The 21,585-nt window shown below is 46.6% G+C and carries 15 protein-coding genes; 9 read left to right on the top strand and 6 right to left on the bottom strand.

The window, feature by feature from the left end; translation table 11 throughout:
- Window positions 1-71 precede the first annotated feature (71 nt).
- Window positions 72-2,711 carry an aconitate hydratase AcnA gene (acnA, locus tag L2082_RS05695; protein ID WP_446011525.1) on the top strand — a complete coding sequence of 880 codons (2,640 nt, stop codon included), beginning with the start codon at window positions 72-74 and terminating at the stop codon, window positions 2,709-2,711.
- A 32-nt stretch (window positions 2,712-2,743) separates the two neighbouring features.
- Here acnA and L2082_RS05690 read toward each other — a convergent pair whose 3' ends face one another.
- Window positions 2,744-3,553 carry a DUF533 domain-containing protein gene (locus L2082_RS05690; RefSeq protein ID WP_446011253.1) on the bottom strand — a complete coding sequence of 270 codons (810 nt, stop codon included), beginning with the start codon at window positions 3,551-3,553 and terminating at the stop codon, window positions 2,744-2,746.
- Window positions 3,554-4,013: 460 nt separating this feature from the next.
- Between L2082_RS05690 and L2082_RS05685 the strand changes: the two genes are divergently transcribed.
- From L2082_RS05685 to L2082_RS05650, 8 genes are all read left to right on the top strand, one after another.
- A complete protein-coding gene (locus tag L2082_RS05685) occupies window positions 4,014-5,210 on the top strand; it encodes a deoxyguanosinetriphosphate triphosphohydrolase family protein (protein WP_446011524.1) in 1,197 nt (398 codons plus the stop codon).
- The gene (locus L2082_RS05680; RefSeq protein WP_446011523.1) at window positions 5,198-6,976 is read left to right on the top strand and encodes a chloride channel protein; all 1,779 of its coding nucleotides are present in this window, start codon (window positions 5,198-5,200) and stop codon (window positions 6,974-6,976) included. Before L2082_RS05685 ends, L2082_RS05680 begins: the two co-directional genes overlap by 13 nt.
- Window positions 6,977-7,043: 67 nt before the next feature.
- On the top strand, window positions 7,044-7,421 hold the full coding sequence (locus tag L2082_RS05675; protein ID WP_446011522.1) for a RapZ C-terminal domain-containing protein: 378 nt from the start codon (window positions 7,044-7,046) through the stop codon (window positions 7,419-7,421).
- Between the two features lie 28 nt (window positions 7,422-7,449).
- A complete protein-coding gene (locus L2082_RS05670; protein ID WP_446011521.1) occupies window positions 7,450-8,472 on the top strand; it encodes a hypothetical protein in 1,023 nt (340 codons plus the stop codon).
- Window positions 8,473-8,554: 82 nt separating this feature from the next.
- Entirely contained in the window at window positions 8,555-8,908 is a 354-nt protein-coding gene (locus L2082_RS05665; protein ID WP_446010107.1) for a phasin family protein, read from the top strand.
- A gap of 6 nt (window positions 8,909-8,914) precedes the next feature.
- Window positions 8,915-10,630 (top strand): ABC1 kinase family protein, encoded by a 1,716-nt coding sequence (locus L2082_RS05660; RefSeq protein WP_446011520.1) that lies wholly within the window; start codon window positions 8,915-8,917, stop codon window positions 10,628-10,630.
- Window positions 10,631-10,711: 81 nt separating this feature from the next.
- Window positions 10,712-12,556: a histidine kinase dimerization/phosphoacceptor domain -containing protein gene (locus L2082_RS05655; RefSeq protein WP_446010105.1), complete on the top strand. Its 1,845-nt coding sequence runs from the start codon at window positions 10,712-10,714 to the stop codon at window positions 12,554-12,556.
- 77 nt (window positions 12,557-12,633) lie between these two features.
- Window positions 12,634-14,334 carry a response regulator gene (locus L2082_RS05650; protein ID WP_446010104.1) on the top strand — a complete coding sequence of 567 codons (1,701 nt, stop codon included), beginning with the start codon at window positions 12,634-12,636 and terminating at the stop codon, window positions 14,332-14,334.
- A 22-nt stretch (window positions 14,335-14,356) separates the two neighbouring features.
- Here L2082_RS05650 and L2082_RS05645 read toward each other — a convergent pair whose 3' ends face one another.
- From L2082_RS05645 to L2082_RS05625, 5 genes are all read right to left on the bottom strand, one after another.
- Window positions 14,357-16,393: an MASE3 domain-containing protein gene (locus tag L2082_RS05645; protein WP_446011519.1), complete on the bottom strand. Its 2,037-nt coding sequence runs from the start codon at window positions 16,391-16,393 to the stop codon at window positions 14,357-14,359.
- Window positions 16,383-17,960 carry an HD domain-containing phosphohydrolase gene (locus L2082_RS05640; protein ID WP_446010787.1) on the bottom strand — a complete coding sequence of 526 codons (1,578 nt, stop codon included), beginning with the start codon at window positions 17,958-17,960 and terminating at the stop codon, window positions 16,383-16,385. The genes L2082_RS05645 and L2082_RS05640 overlap by 11 nt, the downstream gene beginning before the upstream one ends.
- Window positions 17,951-19,138 (bottom strand): lipid-A-disaccharide synthase, encoded by a 1,188-nt coding sequence (gene lpxB, locus L2082_RS05635; RefSeq protein ID WP_446010788.1) that lies wholly within the window; start codon window positions 19,136-19,138, stop codon window positions 17,951-17,953. Before lpxB ends, L2082_RS05640 begins: the two co-directional genes overlap by 10 nt.
- A gap of 455 nt (window positions 19,139-19,593) precedes the next feature.
- A complete protein-coding gene (locus L2082_RS05630; RefSeq protein ID WP_446010789.1) occupies window positions 19,594-20,151 on the bottom strand; it encodes a hypothetical protein in 558 nt (185 codons plus the stop codon).
- An 844-nt stretch (window positions 20,152-20,995) separates the two neighbouring features.
- Window positions 20,996-21,196, bottom strand: a complete 201-nt coding sequence (locus L2082_RS05625) for a hypothetical protein (protein ID WP_446011518.1) — start codon at window positions 21,194-21,196, stop codon at window positions 20,996-20,998.
- Window positions 21,197-21,585: the final 389 nt, after the last annotated feature.

Below are 21,585 nucleotides of genomic sequence, written 5' to 3'. Positions count from 1 at the left end.
ATAATAGAATATGCAGGTTGGTTGAGTAGAGATCACAGGATGGAAACAAAAAATCAGTAAAGGAGATCAAGATGAGCAATCAGGAGTTCCTGCAAAAAATTGAAGTGAACGGCACATCGTACAGCCTGTATAATCCCAAGCTACTCGTCAATAAGGGCGTAAATATTGGCCGATTGCCTTTCTCCATCCGGGTATTGGTAGAGAACATTCTCCGGAAGATGAACGGCACCACCGTGACTGAGCAGGACCTGGAGCAGATCAGCAACTGGAAGCCTTGGTACATAGATCCGGTGGAGATCCCCTTTCATCCTGCCCGTGTCCTGATGCAGGACTTTACCGGGGTTCCGGCAGTAGTCGATCTGGCTGCCATGCGGGATGCGATCAAGGCACAGGGAGGTGATCCTCGGAAGATCAACCCGCTGATCCCGGTGGACCTGGTAGTGGATCACTCTGTGCAGGTGGATCATTACGGGACAGCACAGGCATTGGAACAGAATGTGGTCAAGGAGTACCAACGCAATAACGAACGCTATGCCTTCCTCAAGTGGGCCCAGCATAACTTTGACAACTTCAGGGCCGTACCACCCAACTCTGGTATCTGTCACCAGGTGAACCTGGAATACCTTGCCAGCATCATCATGCAAAGGCAGCAAGGGGATTCCCTGCTCCTCTACCCAGACAGCCTGGTGGGCACAGACTCGCACACCACCATGATCAACGGGGCCGGGGTCATGGGCTGGGGCGTAGGAGGCATTGAGGCCGAGGCCGTCATGCTGGGCCAACCCTACTTCATGTCTATCCCCGAGGTGGTTGGCGTACATATGACGGGCAGGCTCAGGCCTGGGGTCACCACCACGGATCTGGCCTTGACCGTGACCCAGATCCTGCGCGAACAAAAGGTAGTGGAAAAGTTTGTTGAGTTCTTTGGTGAAGGCAGCCAACAGCTTAATGTTATGGATCGGGCCACCATAGCCAATATGAGTCCTGAATACGGGGCCACCATGGGCTTCTTCCCTGTGGATGAACACACCATCCAGTACCTGAAAAGGACCAATCGGGCAGAGCAGGCCCGCATCACAGAGGCCTATACCAAGGAAACCGGCCTGTTCTATAATGGCTATGAAATACCAGAGTACAGCAAGATCATTGAGCTTGACTTGGGCAGTGTTGAACCCTGCCTGGCTGGCCCATCCCGCCCCCAGGACAGGATTCCGGTCAGGGAGCTGAAAGCCACAGTCACGCCTGCTGAAGAAAAAACCGTTGCCCTGCGCATTGATGACCAGGAGATCGCCCTGCGTAACGGCAGCATTGTTATTGCAGCGATTACCTCCTGCACCAACACCTCCAATCCCTTTGGCCTGATTGGTGCGGCCCTGTTGGCAAAAAAGGCGGTTGCTTGCGGCCTCACGGTGCCAGCCCATGTTAAGACCTCGTTTACCCCAGGCTCCACAGTGGTTGCAGACTATCTCCGCAAGGCTGACCTCCTTTCGCCTCTGGAGCAACTGGGCTTTCATATTGCGGCCTTTGGTTGCACCACCTGCATTGGCAACAGTGGGCCTCTGCACCCGGATATTGAACAGGCTATTACAGACAATGGCCTCTCTGTGGCCGCTGTCCTGTCAGGCAACCGTAACTTCGAGGCCCGGATCCACCAGAAGATCCAGGGGAACTTCCTGGCCTCGCCCATGCTGGTTGTGGCCTTTGCCCTGTGTGGTCGGATTGATGTGGATATGGAGAAGGAGCCTGTTGGCCTGGATGGCAACGGCAACCCGGTGCTGCTTGCTGATCTCTGGCCGGATGCGGCGGAGATAGAAGCCCTTATCAGCCAGCATCTCAGTGCAGAGCTTTTTCAGCACAACTATGCAGGTATCTTTGAGGGGGATACACGCTGGCAGGCCATGCCCGTGGCAGAAGAGACCACCTTTCCCTGGGATGCTGCGTCCAACTATATCAAGAACCCGCCCTATTTCACAGCATTCCAGCAAGAGACCAGTTCAGGGGAAGACAGTATCACGGCACGGGCTTTGCTCCTGCTGGGTGACTCAGTGACCACTGATCATATCTCCCCGGCCGGAGCAATCCCGGAGACATACCCGGCAGGCCGGTATCTCCTGGGACAGGGTGTCAGTACCAGGGAGTTTAATTCCTACGGGTCACGACGGGGCAATCATGAGGTCATGATGCGGGGCACCTTTGGCAATATCAGGATAAAGAATCAACTGGTTGCGCCCAGGGAGGGAAGCTTTACCCGCAAGTTCCCAGAAGACGTGGAGATGTCGGTGTATGATGCAGCAATGCAGTACCAGGAGGAAGGAACATCGCTGGTGGTGTTAGCTGGTAAGGAATACGGCACAGGCTCTTCCCGTGACTGGGCTGCCAAGGGCACCCAGCTTCTTGGGGTCAGGGCGGTTATTGCAGAGTCCTACGAACGCATCCATCGCAGTAATCTGGTGGGCATGGGGGTGTTGCCGCTTCAGTTCAGCCAGGGGGAAAGTTGGCAGGAACTGGGCCTGGACGGCTCAGAGGTCTTTACCCTGAACGGACTTGCTGCTCTGGAACCAGGAAAGGAGCTTGAGGTGCAGGCTGCAAAGGCAGATGGGAGCATAGTTGTCTTTACAGCCCTGGTCAGACTGAACACCGATATTGAGGTCAGCTATTACCGACACGGAGGCATTCTCCCCTATGTGCTCAGGGCCTTAATGGCTGAGTAGGGGCACAGCATGCCGTGCCCCTACGGTGGATCCTACTGGTTCTCCTCAATGAACTGGCAGACCTCCGGGCTCAGGCCCAATGCCGTACCCAGCTCATCAAACCACTGCCGCTCGCTCTCTGTATCAATATTCACTGCTGATGCAGCAACAGCATACATAGCCTGGCCCAGACGGATATCTTCAATGCCTTGAGTCAAATCAGCAATACTGCGGGGATGATGTAATTCTTCCAGGAGAAACATCTTCTCTTCCTGAGCAAGCTCAACATCACGCAGACGATCAAGGATTGCCTTTTCTTCCTCACTATCAAGGGTTCCATCTGCATGGGCCGCACCCACCATGACCTGAATCAGGCGACAGGCAACGTCCTGTTCACTGAGTCCGGTGTGCACTGGTTCCATTGCAGGTTCTACAGCAACAGGCTCTTGTTGAGCAGGACTCGTACCCTGTGCCTGTTGCATATGACTCGGAGGGGGTGGGGGCGGAGGAGGAGCAGTTTGGGTCGGGCCTGCCGGACCTGCTGGTGCGTAAGAGGGCTGGGAGTACTGAGCACCCATTCCTCCAGCTGTCTGCCGCTGTTTGGCCTGTTGACCTGTTCGATAGATCTCATAAGCCCCTACACCCAGACCAATGGCTGTGAGCAAGCCCTTGCCAGAGGTCAGGTTACCTGTTAGGTTACCAAGCAAGGAACTCTTACCCTGATGTGAGGAGCTGTGGTGCTGAACATATCCCTTTTTTCCCTTATACTTTTTTTTATGTTTTTTGTATTTCTTTTTAAAATGTTTCCCGCCCGAACCCGTGGCTTCATGCAATAACTTACCCAGCAATTTTTCAACGTCCATAAACTCTCCTGATAAGGATAAATATTCTGTTGCTGCCAACCTTGGACAAAAATAATTCCCAATGTCTCTCTGTTACCTTCAGATAGAATCAAGATCTATTGTACCTATTGCGTCATTGGAAGCAAGAAAAAATCCGAGTAATTTTTGAAAAAGCGGTATGTGTTCAAAGAAAAGCAATCAGTGTTGAGTAATACAAATCTGATCAATACAGATTATCCCTGAGTACAGGAAGAAAAATATTTCAACCGGTGACCTTACTGGCTTGAATCATATACGTAACATACAGGCTATGGGGGAACAGGATCATGAATATTTCATCTCCAGTCCCCTAACATTTTTTTTCTCCTGACCATCAATTATGTCAATATTAAAAAAAGTAGCTTGCAGGAAACCGTTTTTTTGCTACAGTAAAAATTTTGGCGGCAACTCAAGGCAACATTAAAAAACATTGGATAACAAAATGAATAAAGAGAGCCCGCTGCTTGCTGATGTGCGAGATCAACTTGCCAGAGAGGAAAAAAGCTGTTTATCTCCTTTGGCCTGCCTCAGTCAGGAGAAAATCCGCCGAACAAAAGAACGACAACAAGGCTATCGCCAACCCTTTGCAAAAGATGCTGACCGCATTCTTCATTCAAAAGCGTATACCCGCTATATTGACAAAACCCAGGTTTTTTCCCTGATTGATAATGACCATATCACCCATCGGGTTCTCCATGTGCAATTAGTATCCAGAATTGCCAGAACAGCAGGCCGTTTTCTCGGCTTGAATGAAGACCTGATAGAAGCCATTGCTCTGGGCCATGATATTGGCCATCCCCCTTTTGGACATGAGGGAGAACATATTCTTGATCGACTTTGCCAGGCCCACGGCTTACCTGGCTTTCGCCATAACATCCAGTCGGTTCATTTCCTTGACCGCATTGAAAAGCAAGGACGTGGCTGGAACCTAAGCCTTCAGGTGCTGGATGGAATTCTCTGCCATGATGGCGAGGCAAACCGTACAGCACTTGTGCCGGAACGATCACGAGAAAAGACCTTTTCTCATTTTGACCAGCTGCTGGAACAGGATGCCTTTTCAAAAAGCCTGGTTCCCATGACCCTTGAGGGCTGCCTGGTACGCCTGGCTGATACTGTGGCCTATCTCGGTCGTGACATTGAAGATGCTATAGAACTGGACCTTATTACACGCCAGGAAATCCCAGAGACCTGTGCTGAAATATTGGGCAAGAGCAACGGCACCATTGTCCACAACTTAGTCAGTGACCTGATTAGCAATAATCTGCACCTTCGTCAAAATACTCCTGGCCCTTGTTCTGATTGTATCGGATTCAGCGAACAAGTAGGTGATGCATTGCTGGAACTCAAAAAATTCAACTATGAGCGCATCTATCGTAACCCGCTCTTTAAACCGGATTTTAAGCGAATTCACAGCTGTTATGAACAGCTTTTCTCCTCTTATCTGGATCAGCTCGTTACAGATCCGTTGTCCCAAAAAACAGAGCGGAGTTTTGGGCATTCCATGACACATACCTATCGTGACAATCACGCACCGGCAGCTATTGTGAGAGATTACCTTGCTGGCATGACAGATAATTTTTTTCTACACCAGGCTGAACTGCTTGGCTGCGATGTACCGGAGAGAAGATGCATAAGTTAAAAGAATTTCTACCTGGCGAAAACACTGCTGTTATCATAACTGCCGCTGTTATCGGCCTGTTGGCAGGCGGTGTGATCATTATTTTTCGTGAATCAGTGGAACTGGTCCATAAATATATTTTTGAACTCGGTTCCGAGCTTCTCCATATTCATGAGGGAGGGTGGAACCGCCTCCTCCTTCCCCTGATTCCCATGTCTGGCATGATTCTCCTTATTCCTCTTTCTCTTCTTTTTCCTAAACAGGTGAACGGGTATGGTTTTACCAAATTTCTTCGTCGGGTCAACCTGGAGAACGGGGTACTTAATGCCCGAAATATTTTTATCAAAATAGTTGCCACAGCCATCACCATTGGCTCAGGGAATTCTGCTGGGGTGGAAGGCCCAACAGCTCAGATCGGTGGCGCATTAGGATCTCAGTTTGGCCAAAAACTGAGAGTCTCTGGAGCCCGAATGAAGGTTTATATTGCTGCTGGCAGTGCTGGTGCCATTGCAGGAATCTTTAACGCTCCTCTTGCTGGCATTTTTTTTGCAGCAGAAATTATCATGCTCGGTACCTATAAAATTTCTTCCTTTTCCGCCTTGGTAGTTGCTTCCGCTATGGCCACAGTGGTTTCACGAGCCTATTATAATAATGAGGCAATCTTTCCTATTCCAGACTATTATATGGTCAACCCAATTGTGGAAATCCCACTCTATGCCATCATGGCGCTTTTAATTGGGCTGTTGGCTGTGGCCCATATCCGTTTTTTTTATTTTCTCCGGGACTGGTTCCACAACCTCTCCCTTTCGGAGCAGATCAAACCTATTTTTGGGGCCTTTCTGGTAGGGAGTATGGGGATCATTTTTCCTCAGGTCATGGGAGATGGATATCATTATATTGCCGAAGTTCTGACTGGTGATGGGATCGTTTGGGTGATGTTGGCTCTGATCGCCTTAAAATCAATAGCCACTGCCATAACCCTTGGATCAGGAGGGGCTGGCGGTGTCTTTGCCCCTGCTCTTTTTATCGGAGCTGTTATCGGCGGGGCCTTTGGTGGTATTGTCCACACCCTGCTCCCCAACCACACTGCAACACCTGGGGCCTATGCCACAATAGGTATTGGTGCCTTTCTGGCAGCCTCAACCCACGCACCCATGACTGCGATTTTTCTGCTTGTCGAGATGACTGGTAATTATATGATTATTGTCCCGGTGATGCTGACCGCCATTATCGGAACAGTGACAGCGAAGAAATTTTACAGCGATTCTATTGATACTGTAGACTTTACCCGAGATGGAATTGATATCCATGAAGGAAGGGAAGTGGCTATTCTGAAATCCATCCCTGTGGGCAAGGCCATCAGTGAAGATGTTGATTTTATCAGCGAGACAGCTAATATTAATAATCTGCTGGACCTTTTTGCCCTTGCTAAAGATTCCCTCTATTTCCCAGTGGTTGATCATGAAGGCAAGATGGTTGGGGTCGTTTCCATGCAGGATGTTAAAACCATTCTTCAAGATGAAGAAAAACGCTGTTGCCATCTGGTTGGAGCTATTTGCAGTCGCAATGTTATCACCCTGACACCGGATCATAATCTTTTTGATGCAATACAGCTCTTTGATGTCAAAGGAATAGAAGAAATCCCAGTAGTAGAAACTATGAAAGAACAGTGGGTTGTGGGAAAACTGAAACGACGGGACGTAATTTCTGTTTATAATCACGAAGTGTTGAAGCGGGGAATCAGCGAAAAAGCCGAAGACATCAAACTGCTCTGTTCATCATCCTGATTTTAAATTGCATATTTGTTACCTCTCCCCTCAAAATAAAGGGGGGACTGGTTTTATATTTTTCATTATGAAATTAACCCTTTACTCCTTTGGTTTTAAACACGGATACCCTGATGCCAATATTGCCTGGGATGTCCGTTTTCTCCCCAATCCCTACTGGGAAGAGCACCTGAGGGAACATACTGGTCTGAAAGAGCAAATAGCTCACTATGTTCTGGATAACGCAACTGGTCAGGAATTTTTAAAACAGCTTGCCCCTCTGCTCATATTAACCCTGAACAGCCACAAAACAGGAGGACGCGAAGAACTCCGCTGCGCTATAGGGTGTACCGGTGGACGCCATCGTTCCGTTGCCGTGGTTGAATATCTTCGGGGAGTACTGACCGATATTCTCGGTAGAGAGGATGAGCTAACTGTGTATCATCGGGATATTGAGAAAAAGTAGAGTGTGAACAGCAAACAGGCTTATTATTATGCGGACAGAACAGCGTCAGGACTTCGACAGTCCGTGGAAGGAGGCTCTCGACGCCTATTTTCCCGAATTCATGGGTTTCTTCTTTCCAGATATTCACGCCGCCATAGACTGGTCATGCGGATACACCTTTCTGGACAAGGAATTCCAGAAGATCACCCGGGACGCAGCAACCGGACGACGGCATGTGGACAAGCTGGTTCAGATTTTCCTGATCAACGGAGGGGAAACCTGGTTGCTTATCCATGTTGAGATACAGGGACAGCCGGATACGGTTTTCCCGGAACGGATGTTTATTTACCATTATCGTATTCTTGACCGCTACAATAAAGATACGGTCAGCCTGGGTGTTTTAAGCGACCCAGATCCGGGATTTCGACCTGGTCCCCATGTTCGCGAACACTTTGGCTGCCGGACGGAATTTCATTTTCCGACCGTCAAGGTGCTGGATTACAAAGCAGACTGGGAAAAACTGGAGCGTTCGAAGAATCCCTTTGCTGTAGTGGTCATGGCCCATCTCAAGGCACAAGAGTTGGATCTCGGAAAAGGAGAGGAACGCAAGCAGTGGAAGCTCCGGCTGATACGCCTTCTTTACGAGTGCGGCTTTGAACGGAAAAATGTATTACAGCTGTTCCGCTTTATTGACTGGCTGCTCATGCTGCCGCCTGAACTGGAAAAAATATTTACAGAAGAAGTGCATAAGATTGAGGAGGAAAAAGACATGGAATACATCACCAGTGTGGAACGGGTTGGTATTGAGAAAGGGATTAAACAGGGGATGCTGCAGGGGATTGAACAGGGGATGCTGCAGGGAATCGAACAGGGAATCGAACAGGGAATGCTGCTGAATACAAGAGGCGTACTGCTTGAGGTACTTTCGCTCCGCTTTGGCCCGCCCACTGTTGATTTATGCGAACTGGTTGAAGGCATCACAGACTACGAAACCCTGAAGCGTCTACATCGCTCCGCTGTGCTGTGCAGCAGTCTTGAGGAGTTCAGGGCCGGGCTGGATCGAAAGGTGTAATTATATCTATATCCAAGAGTCAAATACGGAGCAATCTGTTTGTTATAACAATAATAATATATCTACTCAAGGAGGAATCACCATGAAAGAATTACTCAAAAACATGCTCTACACCAGCGTTGGAGCTGCTTTTCTTACCCGTGATAAGCTGGATGAAATTCGCAAAGAGCTGGTCGAACGGGGCAACCTAACCAAGGAAGAAGGCAAAGAATTTGTTGAAGATCTTCTCAAAAGATCAGATAGTGCCCGTGATCAGCTGGAAATCTGGCTTAACCGTCAGGTGGAAGAACGCATCAAAGGGTTGAATCTTGCCACAGCTGAGGAGCTTAATGAACTGCGCCACAAAGTTGAAGAGTTAGAGTCCGCATTACAAGCTGCTACCTTGAAGGACAAAGAAACACCCTCAACAGGCAATAACAACAAAAAAAATACGTAAAAATTAATGGTCAGTATCAGGAGACTTGGTGCCATTAACCGCACCTACCGACACCTTACCCGATACCGGCAGATCCTGCGGATCCTCTTTAAATACGGTTTTCATGATCTGGTTGATCATCTCCATATAGATCATTACCTTGAAACCGGGCTGCAAATGATCAACCGTAAGCCCCGTGAGCAGATTTTTCGCTATTCCCGACCGGAGCGTCTGCGCATGGGGCTGGAGGAATTAGGACCTACCTTTATCAAGCTTGGACAGTTACTCTCTACCCGGCCTGATTTCATTTCCCCTAATTATATTGAAGAGTTACGGAAACTTCAGGATAATGTTCCTCCTTTTTCCTTTCAGGAAGTTCAGCAAATATTTCGGGAAGAACAAGGTAAAGACCCCTCTGAAATCTTCACGGATTTCTTTGTAACCCCGCTGGCTGCCGCCTCTATTGGTCAAGTTCATCTTGCCCGCATCGCCTCAAAAACAGAAAAATCTTTGATACGCGATGTTGTTGTCAAGGTACAACGTCCAGGCTTAGAAAGCCTTATCTCTGTTGATCTGGAAATTCTCTCTCAGATCGCAGGCTTAATGGAAGATCATTTTGAGGAGGTTCAAGGTCATCAACCCACTGCCATTGTGGAAGAATTCGCCCTTAGTATTTCCAGAGAAATTGACTTTACTATTGAGCTCTCCAATATTCAGCATTTCTCCCGCCTGTTATCCGATAATCCAACTCTCCATGTGCCCGAGGTCTTTCCCGAGTTATCAACAGAACGTATTCTTGTTATGGAGCGGATCAATGGCATTAAGGCGTCCCATGTCTCTGACTTGAAAAAAAAAGGATATGATCTACGGCTGATTGCTGAACGAGGCGCCAACCTTGTAATGGAGCAAATTTTTGTTCATGGATTTTTTCATGCTGACCCACATCCAGGCAATCTTTTTATCTTACCAGGAAATAAAATCTGCTTTATTGATTTCGGCCAGATGGGAAGGCTCCTTTTAAAGGACAGGGAAAACTTTACAGATTTTGTTCTCAGTATTACCTCAGGAAAGGAAAGTGAGGTCGTTGATGGTATCCTGAAGATGACTGTGCATAAAAAAGAAATTGATCGGGATAAACTGGCGTTGGATATCAGTGACTTGACAGGACGCTACATGCATCTGCCCATTGGCGAATTAGAGGTGGAAAAAATACATTTTGAACTACTCAAGCTCCTGACCAAACATCGCCTTTTCTTAAAGCCTAATCTCTACCTCATGTTTAAGGCCCTGGCAACAGTGGAAGGAATTGGCACAATGCTTGCTCCAGAGGTTGAGCTGCTGACCTTGGCTGACCCCTTCATGAAAAAAATCAAGCTTGACAGGGTTCATCCACGCCGCTTGTTTGATGACTTTTCCACGACCAGTCACCAATACCTGAACCTTCTTCGTGATCTTCCTGGCGAAACCCGCAGTATCCTGGCCCTGCTTCGCCAAGGCGGAATGAAGTTGGAATTAAAACATCGCGGACTCCGTCCTCTGGAGCGGGCCCTGTATCGGGTTTCCAACCGCATAGCCTTTGCTATTGTCCTTGCTGCCCAGATTGTTGGCTCCTCACTGATTGTTCTTTCTGGCATTAAACCACACTGGCATGACATCCCTGTTATCGGTTTGGCAGGTTTTCTTATTGCCGGAATCATGGGCTTCTGGCTCCTGATTTCTATTCTTCGACAGGATAAACTTTGAAAAGAAACTCCACAAAAAACAAACGGAGATCCTGTCAAAATATGAGCCTAACCATTCTAGAACTCTTAAATTATAATTCTCATGCATGAGCCTCTAGATAATACGCATAATCATCACGTACCAGTCTACCAAGTAGCTCTTACTTCCCTGCTTTTTTCCGCTACTCTGCCTCTCTCTTTTATCTTTTTCTGTAAATTCTATCTGGACACATGGACTTGGTTCTACGAACCACTTCATTCCCTTATTGAATCACTTGGTTCATTTGCTGCTATCACCCTGGCTCTCTTTATCCTGATAATGCGGCGTAACCTGCAGCTTCGCCCGGGATATTTATGGGTTGCCAGTACCTTAATGGGGATGGGAGTACTTGATCTCTTTCACGCCAGTATGCCGCCAGGAAAAGTTTTTATTTGGCTTCATAGCCTTGCAACATTGCTCGGTGGCCTGACCGCTGCCTTGGTTTTGCTCCCTGAGCGTCTTGCCAGCATTCCTATACTGCAATTTTTACCTTGCGCAACAGGTGTGTGTAGCACCTTTATTGGAATACTTTCGTTTTTTTACCCCGAATATCTACCTGTAATGGAAAGGGAAAAAACTTTTTCACTGGCTGCCGACAGTATGAATGCAATAGGTGGTCTCAGTTTTCTCCTTGCTTGGTTCTATTTTTGTTTACGGGATTCAAAGGAACAACATCAATATGAAAACAATATACTTGCCAACTTCTTTCTTCTGTTTGCCATTGCAGCCTTATTGTTTAATTTTTCAATATTTTGGGGGGCGGAATGGTGGATTATGCATATTGTCCGACTCGTTGCCTACCTTGTTCTTCTTCGTTTTTTTCTTAAAATTTACAGCCGGGACATAGGGCATATAAGGAAAAGTCGAATTGAACTCAAAAAACGTACCCGTGAATTGCAACGAACCCAAAACTACCTCATTGATATTATCGAGTACTCTCCATCGCCTATCACATTAAAAGATATTACTGGAAAATTCATCCTTGTGAATCAAAAATTTAGCGATCTTTTTGCCTACTCAACAGATCAAATCGTCAATAAAACAGTGGAGGATATTTTTCCATCCGTAGCCGCACAATATCAGCAGGATGAGGATAAAAAAATAATTGAACACGGCAAGGCAACAGAGAATGAAGAAAAATATTGCTCTGTCACCAAAGAACTTACCTGTGATCCTGTTGAAAAAACACAAACATTCATTGTTGACCGCTTTCCACTCAGAGGACATAATAATACTATTTATGGAGTCGGAACCATAATGACTGATATTTCTCGTCGGAAAAAAGATGAAGCAAAGCTTAAATCAGCCTTACTTGAAAAAGAATCACTGCTCAAAGAGATCCATCACCGCGTTAAAAATAATATGCAGATTGTTGCCAGCCTCATGTTTTTACAAGCCCAGAGTATTGAAAATAAGGATGCCTTTGATATTCTCCAGGAGAGCCAGGATCGAATAAAAAGTATGTGCCTGGTCCATGAACTCCTGTATCAGTCCAGCAATCTGGCTAAAGTACCTTTTAAAAAATATATGGACCCTCTTGTCTGCTCGTTACGACAATCCTATAATGCCCATAATGTTCTGTTGCATATGAATGCAGAATCCATTGACCTTCCTGTTGATGCTGCTATGCCTTGCGGCTTAATCGTGAACGAGCTTGTCACCAATAGTTTTAAACACGCATTTACGGACAAAAATACTGGCGAAATAACCATTTCTTTTCTCAAAGACAAGACAAACTACCTACTTTCTGTTGCTGATAATGGTCCGGGATTTCCTAATGATTATGATTGGGATGCCCCTACAACCTTGGGTATAAATCTCATTCGTACCCTTTCAAAGCAACTGGACGCTGAATTAACCTTTGAAAACCATGACGGATTGACCTGCCGATTACATTTTTCTATCTGATGATCGTACCCTTACTGTGGCGCAGGAGTAGAAAAAATTCTCCTGTACAACGTACCCAATACGCAAAAAAGAGCGCTATGAGTGAGCCTGTTACTGAAAAAGAAAAAAAAATACGAATACTTGTAGTTGAAGATGAAGCGATTATTGGTATGGAGCTTCAGACCAGATTAATCCGACAGGGTTATGATGTTCCCTTTGTCATAGATACCGGTCCCAAGGCCATCAAAAAAGCCGGAGAGATGGAACCAGACCTGATCCTCATGGACATCTTCCTCAAAGGCGATATGGACGGCATTGAGGCCGCAGAAGAAATTCGTCAGAAATACGCCTTTCCAATAGTTTTTCTCACGGCAAATACAGATAAGCAAACCTTTGAACGAGCCAAACGATCAGCACCGCTTGGGTATATCCAAAAACCTTTTCAGGAAAATGTCCTTTTCTCTACCATTGAAATTGCCCTGTATAAGGGAAGAACAGAAAAAGAGCTGGATCTCTATCGGCATCATCTTGAAGACATGGTCCGGAAAAAAACCAATGACCTTGTCCACATTAATCAGGAGCTGATTGTTGCCAAAGAGGCTGCTGAAACTGCCAATGCAGCAAAAACAGAATTTCTGGCCAATATGAGCCATGAAATTCGTACCCCATTGAATATTATTTTGGGAAATATCCGTCTTGCCCTGGACACTTCATTAACCCAGGACCAGAGCCGTTTTTTGGCTGATGCCTACCAGTCTTCGGACTCCCTGCTCCATATTCTTAATGACATTCTTGATATTTCCAAGATGGAGGCACACCAACTTACAATAGAAAACGCCCCCTTTGAGCTACGCTCATCAATCCATCAGGTTATCAAACCCTTTCAACAGCGTGCGCAAAAAAAAGGTCTTGAATTCTCCATCCAGATTGAAAGCACCGTACCAGACAGACTGCTCGGCGACATTCAACGTATTGAGCAAATCCTCAGAAAAATTTTTGATAACGCGGTTAAATTTACGGATTCTGGAAAAATTAGTTTTGATATTGATGTGTCTTCAGAAAATGACCAGGGAGCAGTTATTCAATTCTGCGTAACAGATACAGGACCTGGCATTCATGATGATTTTAAAAATGATATTTTTCAGGGATTTAGCCAGGTTGACACCAGTATGACCCGGCGTTTTGGTGGGGTAGGCCTGGGCTTGACAGTCTGCGATAAGCTGATCAAGTTCTTAGGGGGAGAGATATGGTTTGAAACACATATTGATCAGGGAAGCAAATTCTGCTTTTCTTTATATTTTAAACGCCAACAGGATGCAATAAATAATGATTGCGTGGCCCCTCATAAGGATAAAGAGAAACAACTTGGTGTTAACCTGAATATTCTTCTGGTTGAGGATAACCTGTTTAATCAGCAATTAATTAAAACCGTCTTTGAACGAAACGGACACGTTGTAACAACAGCTTCTGATGGTCTGGAATGCCTGAAACTTTTGGTAGAAAATGACTACTCTGTTGTGGTCATGGACATCCAGATGCCAGTGATGGACGGTATTAAAGCAACCCAATACATCCGGGGCTGTGAACGTGGAGAACTCTACAGTAATGATCAGTACAAAGAGGAACTCCTCAGATTGCGGAGCCGTATTCAAGGAAAATACACGCCCATAGTGGCACTCACAGCCCATGCTATGTCTGAGGATAGAGAAAAATGCCTCAAGGCTGGAATGGACGATTATCTGACCAAGCCCTTTCGTCCTGATAAAGATTTTTCCGTGATCAAACGGGTTGCCCGGTGAGGAATCCTGAACAGCACAACAATTAACCATGGAGCATGGCCTGTTCCTGTTGCTCAAAATCTGCCATTGTGCCAACAGGGATGTCTAAAGCAAACCACACGCCCTGACCAGGCTGACTTTCGCAATACAAGGTGCCGTGATGACGATGAACAAGGTTATAGCTGATATACATTCCCAGCCCTGCCCCGGATCTCTTCCCGGAACCACGAGTTGTGGTATAAAAAGGCTCAAAAAGATGTTCCAGGGTTTCAGCACTCATCCCTTTACCATTATCCCGATACTCCAGATGAAAATTATCCAGAGTACTGCAGGAAATATGAATTTCTCCAGCCTGAGCACCATTATCAAAACCGTGAACAAGACTGTTATGGATCAGATTCACCAACACCTGCTCAATTATACCCGCAACAGAAATAATACGTAACTCTTCCGGGCAATGAACATGCACCGTAACCTGTGCTTGCTCAAGGAGCTTGTGCAGGCTGGTCAGGACATCTTCTATTAACTCCCGAACCCAAAAATGACGGAGTTCTTCAGAAGCCCGGTCAATGGATGAACGCTTAAAGCGCTGAACTAAATCAGCAGCCCGCCTGAGATTGGTCAAGGTCAGCCCTGTACCCTCTGTGATAATCTTCAAGGCTTCTTCCAGATCCTCTTCATCAACCTCTTCTGCTGTCAACATCCGGTTTACCTCGTTTGCAGCCTCCTGAAGTTGCGAAGCTGCGCCAACAGCAATACCAATGGGGGTATTAATTTCATGGGCAAAGCCAGCCACCAGCCGTCCTAATGAAGCCATTTTTTCATTAGCCACCAGATGATCCCTTGTCTGTTCAAGTTCCATCACCTTAGCATGGAGTTCCTGGGTACGCTGGGCTACTTTTCTGTCCAAATCATACAGGGTCGCTTCCAGTTCAGCCTCAACCTGTTTCTGTTGCGTAATATCAGTACTCACCTGCACCATACCGTCTCCTCTGCCTCCTGTGGCGACACGACTGAGGGTGAACTTACGCCAGCCCCGCATATTATCCAGTTTCAACTCTGTATAAGGAAGTTCCTCACCGGCCCGCAGAGCCTGGCACAAGAAACAGGATTCTCTACTCAGATAGACTGAATGAAACAGGGTATGACAATCTTTCCCAATCATTTCCGTCTCACTGAGACCGGTCTCCTGACAAGCGGCTTTATTCACCTGTCGCAATCTGCCTTCCTGATCCAATAATACCGTTGCCTGAGGTACAGCATTATAGGTACTTGAATCGCGTGCCATCACTGCAAACGGTTCATGCAGCGTTGTACGAATAATCGCCTCGTAAATGAGCCAAAACGAATACAATTGCAGAAAATGGCCAACCAGATTGGAGATCCCGTAGACGTCTGTATAAAAAGTAAAAACCAGATCAACACCCACGGTTAATGCGATTCCGATCATCATAATACGATAAATGCGAGGGGACAGGAGGGCACGACGTTGCTGTAACAGCAGGCCCGCACCAATTATGATTATAATGATAAAGTACTCACTGTATATCTTAAAAGGGGTGAGTCCTGTTCCCTCCAGATAGGCAACAGGGAATCGACCGCCTAAAATAAGGGTGATAAGAGTAAAACTGATAAGAGCCAGCACCAGCATGGCATAACTGCGGTTCAGAGAATAGGTCAGAAAAAAAGGCGCTGTGATCAGGAGCAGAGCTTCCAGATAACGTCCGGCTATCCAGAACTGCGTTGCGTGATTCGCACCGACCACTCCCGGAAAAACGTTCATCCCTTTGTACATAAGAGTATGAAAAAGACTCAATAAACCTACCCAGAAATACCCGCATCCTAAATACATCAAAAAATGATTGCGGGAAAAATTATAGGTATGCCAAGCCACTACGAACATCATCACTGCCACGATAATGGAAAAAAGCTCCACTAACGAATGAAAAAGAAGATAACTGTAGCGGCTGGTAAAAAAAAGAATAATACTGAGACTGGCCATCAGGGCAAAGCCAGGAATAAGATCATAAGGCAACAGGGTAAAAAAGTGGCAGAACCTATTCCGTTGTTTATGGGTCATTGCTGTGTTTTCCGGTGGGCATTCTTTCCTGTGTAACCGGCATAACTCCACGCTCTGCTAAACGGACAAAAGCGGCAACCACAGCCGGATCAAACTGCGTACCAGCGTTTTCCTGAAGATGAGCAAGGCAGAGTTCTGGTGCCCAGGCTTCCTTATACGAACGTTTATGGTAAAGGGCATCATAGACATCAGCGACCGAAACAATACGAGCCGCCAAAGGAATATCATCCCCCTTAAGTCCTCCTGGATAACCACTGCCATCCCAACGTTCATGATGGTTGAGAGCTATCTCACTGGCCAGCTGAAACCACTGATGCCTTTCCAGGATTCGCTTCCCAAGAGTTGTGTGAGTTCGCATGACAGCAAGCTCCTCCTCGGTCAGATCCCCCGGTTTTTGTAAAATAGCATCAGGAATACCCAGCTTACCAATATCGTGCAAAATACTTGCCTGGGCACAACTCCTGGCCTCTTCCTCTTTCATCCCCATATCCAAGGCCAGCAAACGGGTATATTCTGATATTCTATGGAGATGATCGCCGGTTTCCTGGTCCTTAAACTCAGCAGCCATAGCCAACATATACAGAGATTCCTGGTTGGCCTCTTTCAGCTCAAAATGGAGTTGTAAATTCTCCAGGGCTGCTGCACATTGATTAACCATGATCTGGATAAGATGGCGATCATCTCTGGTCAGGACACTGGTATTTTCCAAATAAATAAATCCTTGAATATGTTTTTCACTCCCTTCATTCCCAATGGGAAGAAGCAAGGATCCTGGCTTCAGCTCACCAGTACGTGGAGTCCGCCCTTCCCTGATAATTTCTGAACAGGTTCGGATAAGCTCAATGCATTCATGTTGCTGCTGATCTTCCTGTTCCAGGGCAAAATCCCCGGTGCCTGCCCGGATCTGGCTATGATTACGATCAAAGGTGGAGATGAATCCGTTAATCGTACACAGGAGACCATTTTTTCCTAAATTACAGAGCCCGATAAGCTGCTGTAAAACGCCTTGAAAGAACTGATCAATCGAATCAAAACAGGGCAGATACAGCCCAGGTGTGGCTTGCAGAATACGTTCCAGGCCCTGCCGGTTACTCTCAATAATCATAATATCACGGTAGGCCTTGAGAGCTGAACGGATGGTTGTATACAGCTTCTGGGCAGTCAGTTCGGTCTTGTCCTTATAGTCGTCAATATCATACTGGTCAATCACCTCCCGCTCCGGGGCCGATCCTGCCTGCCCTGTCCGGATAATCAACCTGACATAACGGTTTTCCAGCTCCCCACGGATATAGTCTACCAGTTCCAGCCCGGCATGTTCGGTCTCCATCACCACATCAACTAAGGCCACAGCAATATCTGTTTCATTATGGAGTATCTCCTTGGCTTCCTGAGCAGAATAGGCTGAAAAGAGCTGAATCTTACGACCAGCAAATTCCATCCGTTTGAGAATAAGTTGGGTCAGGGTATGGACTGAGGGGTCATCGTCAATGACTAAAATTTTCCATGGGAGAGAAAAGGCCTCTTCTTTTATCGCAGCAGGATCTCTTTTTTTTCTCACTAATCGCATTGGGATGCTGCCTCCTGCTTTATACAGGTGAATGCAAGTTCTGCGGCTCGCTTTGCACAGCCTGAAGGGCCAAGCTTTTCCGTAACCTGGGCAAGGCCCTGAATCATTTTTTCCCGATAATCGCTATTATTCACCATAATCTGAAGGTGGTCAGCAATGGCCTCTGGTGTGACCGCATCCTGGAGTAATTCAGGAATCACCTCCTGGTCAGCAATCAGGTTTACCAGAGAAACATAACGAATATTGCGGATGAGCAAGCGTCCTAACTGATAGGTTCGCAGAGAAAGTCGATATGTGGTCAGGGTGGGTATCCCAAGGATGGCCAGCTCCAAGGTCACGGTTCCAGATGCGGCAACCACAGCATCGCAGGCTGCCATTACATCATAGCGTTTATTACTGACCACATGGAGAGCAAGACGATCCTGATACTCGGCAAGACCACTTTCCAGCAGCAATTCCTCAGAAATTGTTGAAGCACAAGGCAGCAAAAAAAGCCATTTTTTCTCCTGCTCTCTTTGCACCAGATTATGAGCCGCCGCCAGAAAATCAGGGAGCAGGGAACGAATCTCTTTAGAGCGACTGCCTGGCAACAGGCCAATGATGCGGGTTGCCGGATCAACTGACAGGTTCTGGTCCTGGAGAAATTCTTCCCTGTTCGCAACCAGTTCTTTTTTGACAGTATCCTTGAGCGGATGCCCTACAAAATCAACAGCCACTCCACGGGCGGCGTAAAAATCTTTTTCAAAGGGCAGGATAACCCCGATCCGATCTGTAAGCCTGCCAATTTTCCTGACCCGGCCACTGCGCCAGGCCCAGACTTGGGGGCTGATGTAATAAAATACCGGGATTCCCAATTTCTTAGCCTTGGCAGCAAGAAGGAGATTAAAATCCGGATAATCAATCAAAATCAACAGAGCTGGTTTTTCGTTCTCCATCCGCTGAATCAAAGCCTTACGAGCAGCCAGGATATCGCCAAAATGGCTGATGACCTCAGTAATTCCTACCACTGCCAGCCTGGAGGCATCAAAAAGCATTTCTACACCAGCAGCAGCCAGTTCATGGCCACCAATACCGGAAAAAGAAAGATCAGGGTCCATGGCCTGCATGGTTTCCACCAATCGAGCTCCATGCATATCACCAGAGGCCTCTCCAGTGACAATCATTATAGGGGTGGTCATATTTAAAAGCCCTTTACGGACTACTATCTCTTAATATTATTGCATAAAACATTTAAAGCACTGCAAGTAAAGATAAATTATCAGTTTACAATACCCTATTCTCAGGACGGATGAAAGCTTTCTCCAAAACTCTTGTCAGGAATGTCTTCGCCTTAAAAAATAATTATCTTATGGAAGACGCTTCGATGTCAAACAGTTATCCAAATAAAGTGTAATTCTTTTACCAGGTATGAAAAATTGCTCAATAGCAAGCCGAAGGCAGAAAAAAAACAGGTAAGCTGTGAGAAAGGATGTGGTGAGGGATTCAACAGGAAATATTCTACCCATTATTTCGAGAGCCGTTGAGCCAACCCTATGTGTTCGCTCTTTTATGCCGGGCAGACAAACAGGTCTGCCCTACAATTCAGCACCTCAAAACGGGGAAGGTATTTCTTTTCAAGACGATGCCGAAAACCTCACTGGCAAAGACCGGAAAAGACCTCTCGTAATACATGATCATTCAGGCGGCTCATCAGTTGCTCTTCATATTCATCATCCACAACCAAATCCTCGTTCGTTGCTCCAGAATCTTCTACAACGCCACTGCACTGCTGTATGGGGGGGATAGGCTGCGATTCTATTTCATCCTGAAAATCCCGGTTATTTTCTATCCATCTCTGACAATCGTCATGGCTGCCAATGCAGGTAAAAATCAGCCGGTTTTCCCGTTTCAGTCCGATCAGCCGGAAACCGCAGGAAAGGTTGTATTTACGGCAGTCCCGCAGGCGCAGCTCGCCGTTATGAGTACGCTTGCAGGAGGCTTTTTCGTCCAAAGGATCGGTTTGCAAACGATGTATGATCTGCTCTGCCCGTTCAGCAATGGTTCGCTCTTTCTTTCCGGCCTTATGCATGGCCTGGAACTGCTTCCTGAAGGCTCGGGTCTGATGGATTTCAAGTTGCTTCATTCTGTTCCCTCTGTCTTGTGTTGGAACAGGGGACTGGATCTCCAGGTTTTTCGATTGATAATCAGACATAACATTTCTCCGTGAGAAAAAAAAGAAACATTGCCCGCAGCAATTATCGAGGACAACGTGTTGATAACGAGTCAGACGGTCTCAATCCGTCTGTGCTGTTAGAGAGATGCGGAGAAATCCGCAGGAAGGCATCAGGAGAGGATAAAGACCGATGACAATTTTCCCGAACCCAGACCGGGTTGGGTGCCGTTACGGCAGCTTCATGTGCAGCGATAGAGAGTCAGCATGGAATATCTTTCTTTATTGAGTAAAATCGATATAATATGACGGGAATTGCAAGGCGGAAAGGACAGAAGGTGCTGTCGCCTGTTCGTACTGCTGCTGATCCCGAATCGAAAAGAAGGAGATGAGCGCATACAGATTTCCGGCAACCTATCGGTTTCCACGTTCTGCTTGTGGTGGTTCACTCTCCAATCTGGCGCAATATGCCCGACCGTTGCGAGCGAAATGATCGGCGTGCATGCGTTCAACTACTGGAACTACTGGCTATCTGCTGCCTGTTCTCAACCTGTATTTCATTCAGCCACTTAAGAGTTATTCTTCTTCTTGAAATAGTTAGCTTTGATCCAGTTGGCATTTAGACCGATATGAATGCCTATTCCTATGGTGAGCAGAATGCCACCAGTTGGATGTATCATCTCAAATGTTTCATGTGAGATATAATGACGAAATGTACTCGATACAATCTGATTGACGAGCAACAAGCCTATGATCGGGTTAAGAATCTTGAGAAATGAGATGCGGTTCATATGGTACTATCCTCCTCATGCGTGTTTCGAAAATATATACATAGCTTTTTGCACATAACAGTATTAGCAAGCAGAAATAATTAGAAACATTCAAATTAGATGCGCTTCTTCTGAATAACCCGCTGCTGAAGGGGCAGCGTGGTCTTAGCATCATTGACGCTGTAGTTGGAATTTTCCTCATTCATCGCAACAGCCAATTCTTCCGTCCCGGCCGAGTCGCAGGGTATAAAGCGAATTTTATAGGACCGGGGAATAGTGAGAACGTTAACTTCGGGCCGCCATTGGATCTTTGCCATGAGATGCTCCGATATTGAGGGGAATGCTGCTCGAACAGTAAGGTAAATACTGTCTGGCAGAGTACTTCTGTCCTGTTGTTTTTGTCAAGATTTTTTTCAACGACAGGATGATTATTTAGGCGGGAAAGAGGATGCCCGATGCGGGGCGGTCATTATAGGTATAACGGATCTGCCGTGATACCCGATACGATCTGGTCGTTATACGTAGTATCCACTGATTTTCTCCTACAGTGCGTTATTTCGTTCTTTCTATATGAAACTACAGCAATTCAGAGCCTAAACTTTTTTCAATATGAGAATAGCGCAATGAGAAATTTTGGGCGCAACTATCCCGCCTCTTCAATTTAGACATGTTTGAAAAGTTAGGTTACCCTCTGGTTGTTTGTTTT

The sequence above is a fragment of the Candidatus Electrothrix sp. genome (assembly GCF_052785085.1).
Note: the sequence above shows the minus strand (reverse complement) of the source record. Positions and strands in the feature narration are given on the sequence as shown.

Coding starts and splice junctions, on each gene's coding strand:
- acnA (WP_446011525.1), top strand. CDS start 72: ATGAGCAATCAGGAGTTCCTGCAAAAAATTGAAGTGAACGGCACATCG.
- L2082_RS05690 (WP_446011253.1), bottom strand. CDS start 3,553: ATGGACGTTGAAAAATTGCTGGGTAAGTTATTGCATGAAGCCACGGGT.
- L2082_RS05685 (WP_446011524.1), top strand. CDS start 4,014: ATGAATAAAGAGAGCCCGCTGCTTGCTGATGTGCGAGATCAACTTGCC.
- L2082_RS05680 (WP_446011523.1), top strand. CDS start 5,198: ATGCATAAGTTAAAAGAATTTCTACCTGGCGAAAACACTGCTGTTATC.
- L2082_RS05675 (WP_446011522.1), top strand. CDS start 7,044: ATGAAATTAACCCTTTACTCCTTTGGTTTTAAACACGGATACCCTGAT.
- L2082_RS05670 (WP_446011521.1), top strand. CDS start 7,450: ATGCGGACAGAACAGCGTCAGGACTTCGACAGTCCGTGGAAGGAGGCT.
- L2082_RS05665 (WP_446010107.1), top strand. CDS start 8,555: ATGAAAGAATTACTCAAAAACATGCTCTACACCAGCGTTGGAGCTGCT.
- L2082_RS05660 (WP_446011520.1), top strand. CDS start 8,915: ATGGTCAGTATCAGGAGACTTGGTGCCATTAACCGCACCTACCGACAC.
- L2082_RS05655 (WP_446010105.1), top strand. CDS start 10,712: ATGCATGAGCCTCTAGATAATACGCATAATCATCACGTACCAGTCTAC.
- L2082_RS05650 (WP_446010104.1), top strand. CDS start 12,634: ATGAGTGAGCCTGTTACTGAAAAAGAAAAAAAAATACGAATACTTGTA.
- L2082_RS05645 (WP_446011519.1), bottom strand. CDS start 16,393: ATGACCCATAAACAACGGAATAGGTTCTGCCACTTTTTTACCCTGTTG.
- L2082_RS05640 (WP_446010787.1), bottom strand. CDS start 17,960: ATGCGATTAGTGAGAAAAAAAAGAGATCCTGCTGCGATAAAAGAAGAG.
- lpxB (WP_446010788.1), bottom strand. CDS start 19,138: ATGACCACCCCTATAATGATTGTCACTGGAGAGGCCTCTGGTGATATG.
- L2082_RS05630 (WP_446010789.1), bottom strand. CDS start 20,151: ATGTCTGATTATCAATCGAAAAACCTGGAGATCCAGTCCCCTGTTCCA.
- L2082_RS05625 (WP_446011518.1), bottom strand. CDS start 21,196: ATGGCAAAGATCCAATGGCGGCCCGAAGTTAACGTTCTCACTATTCCC.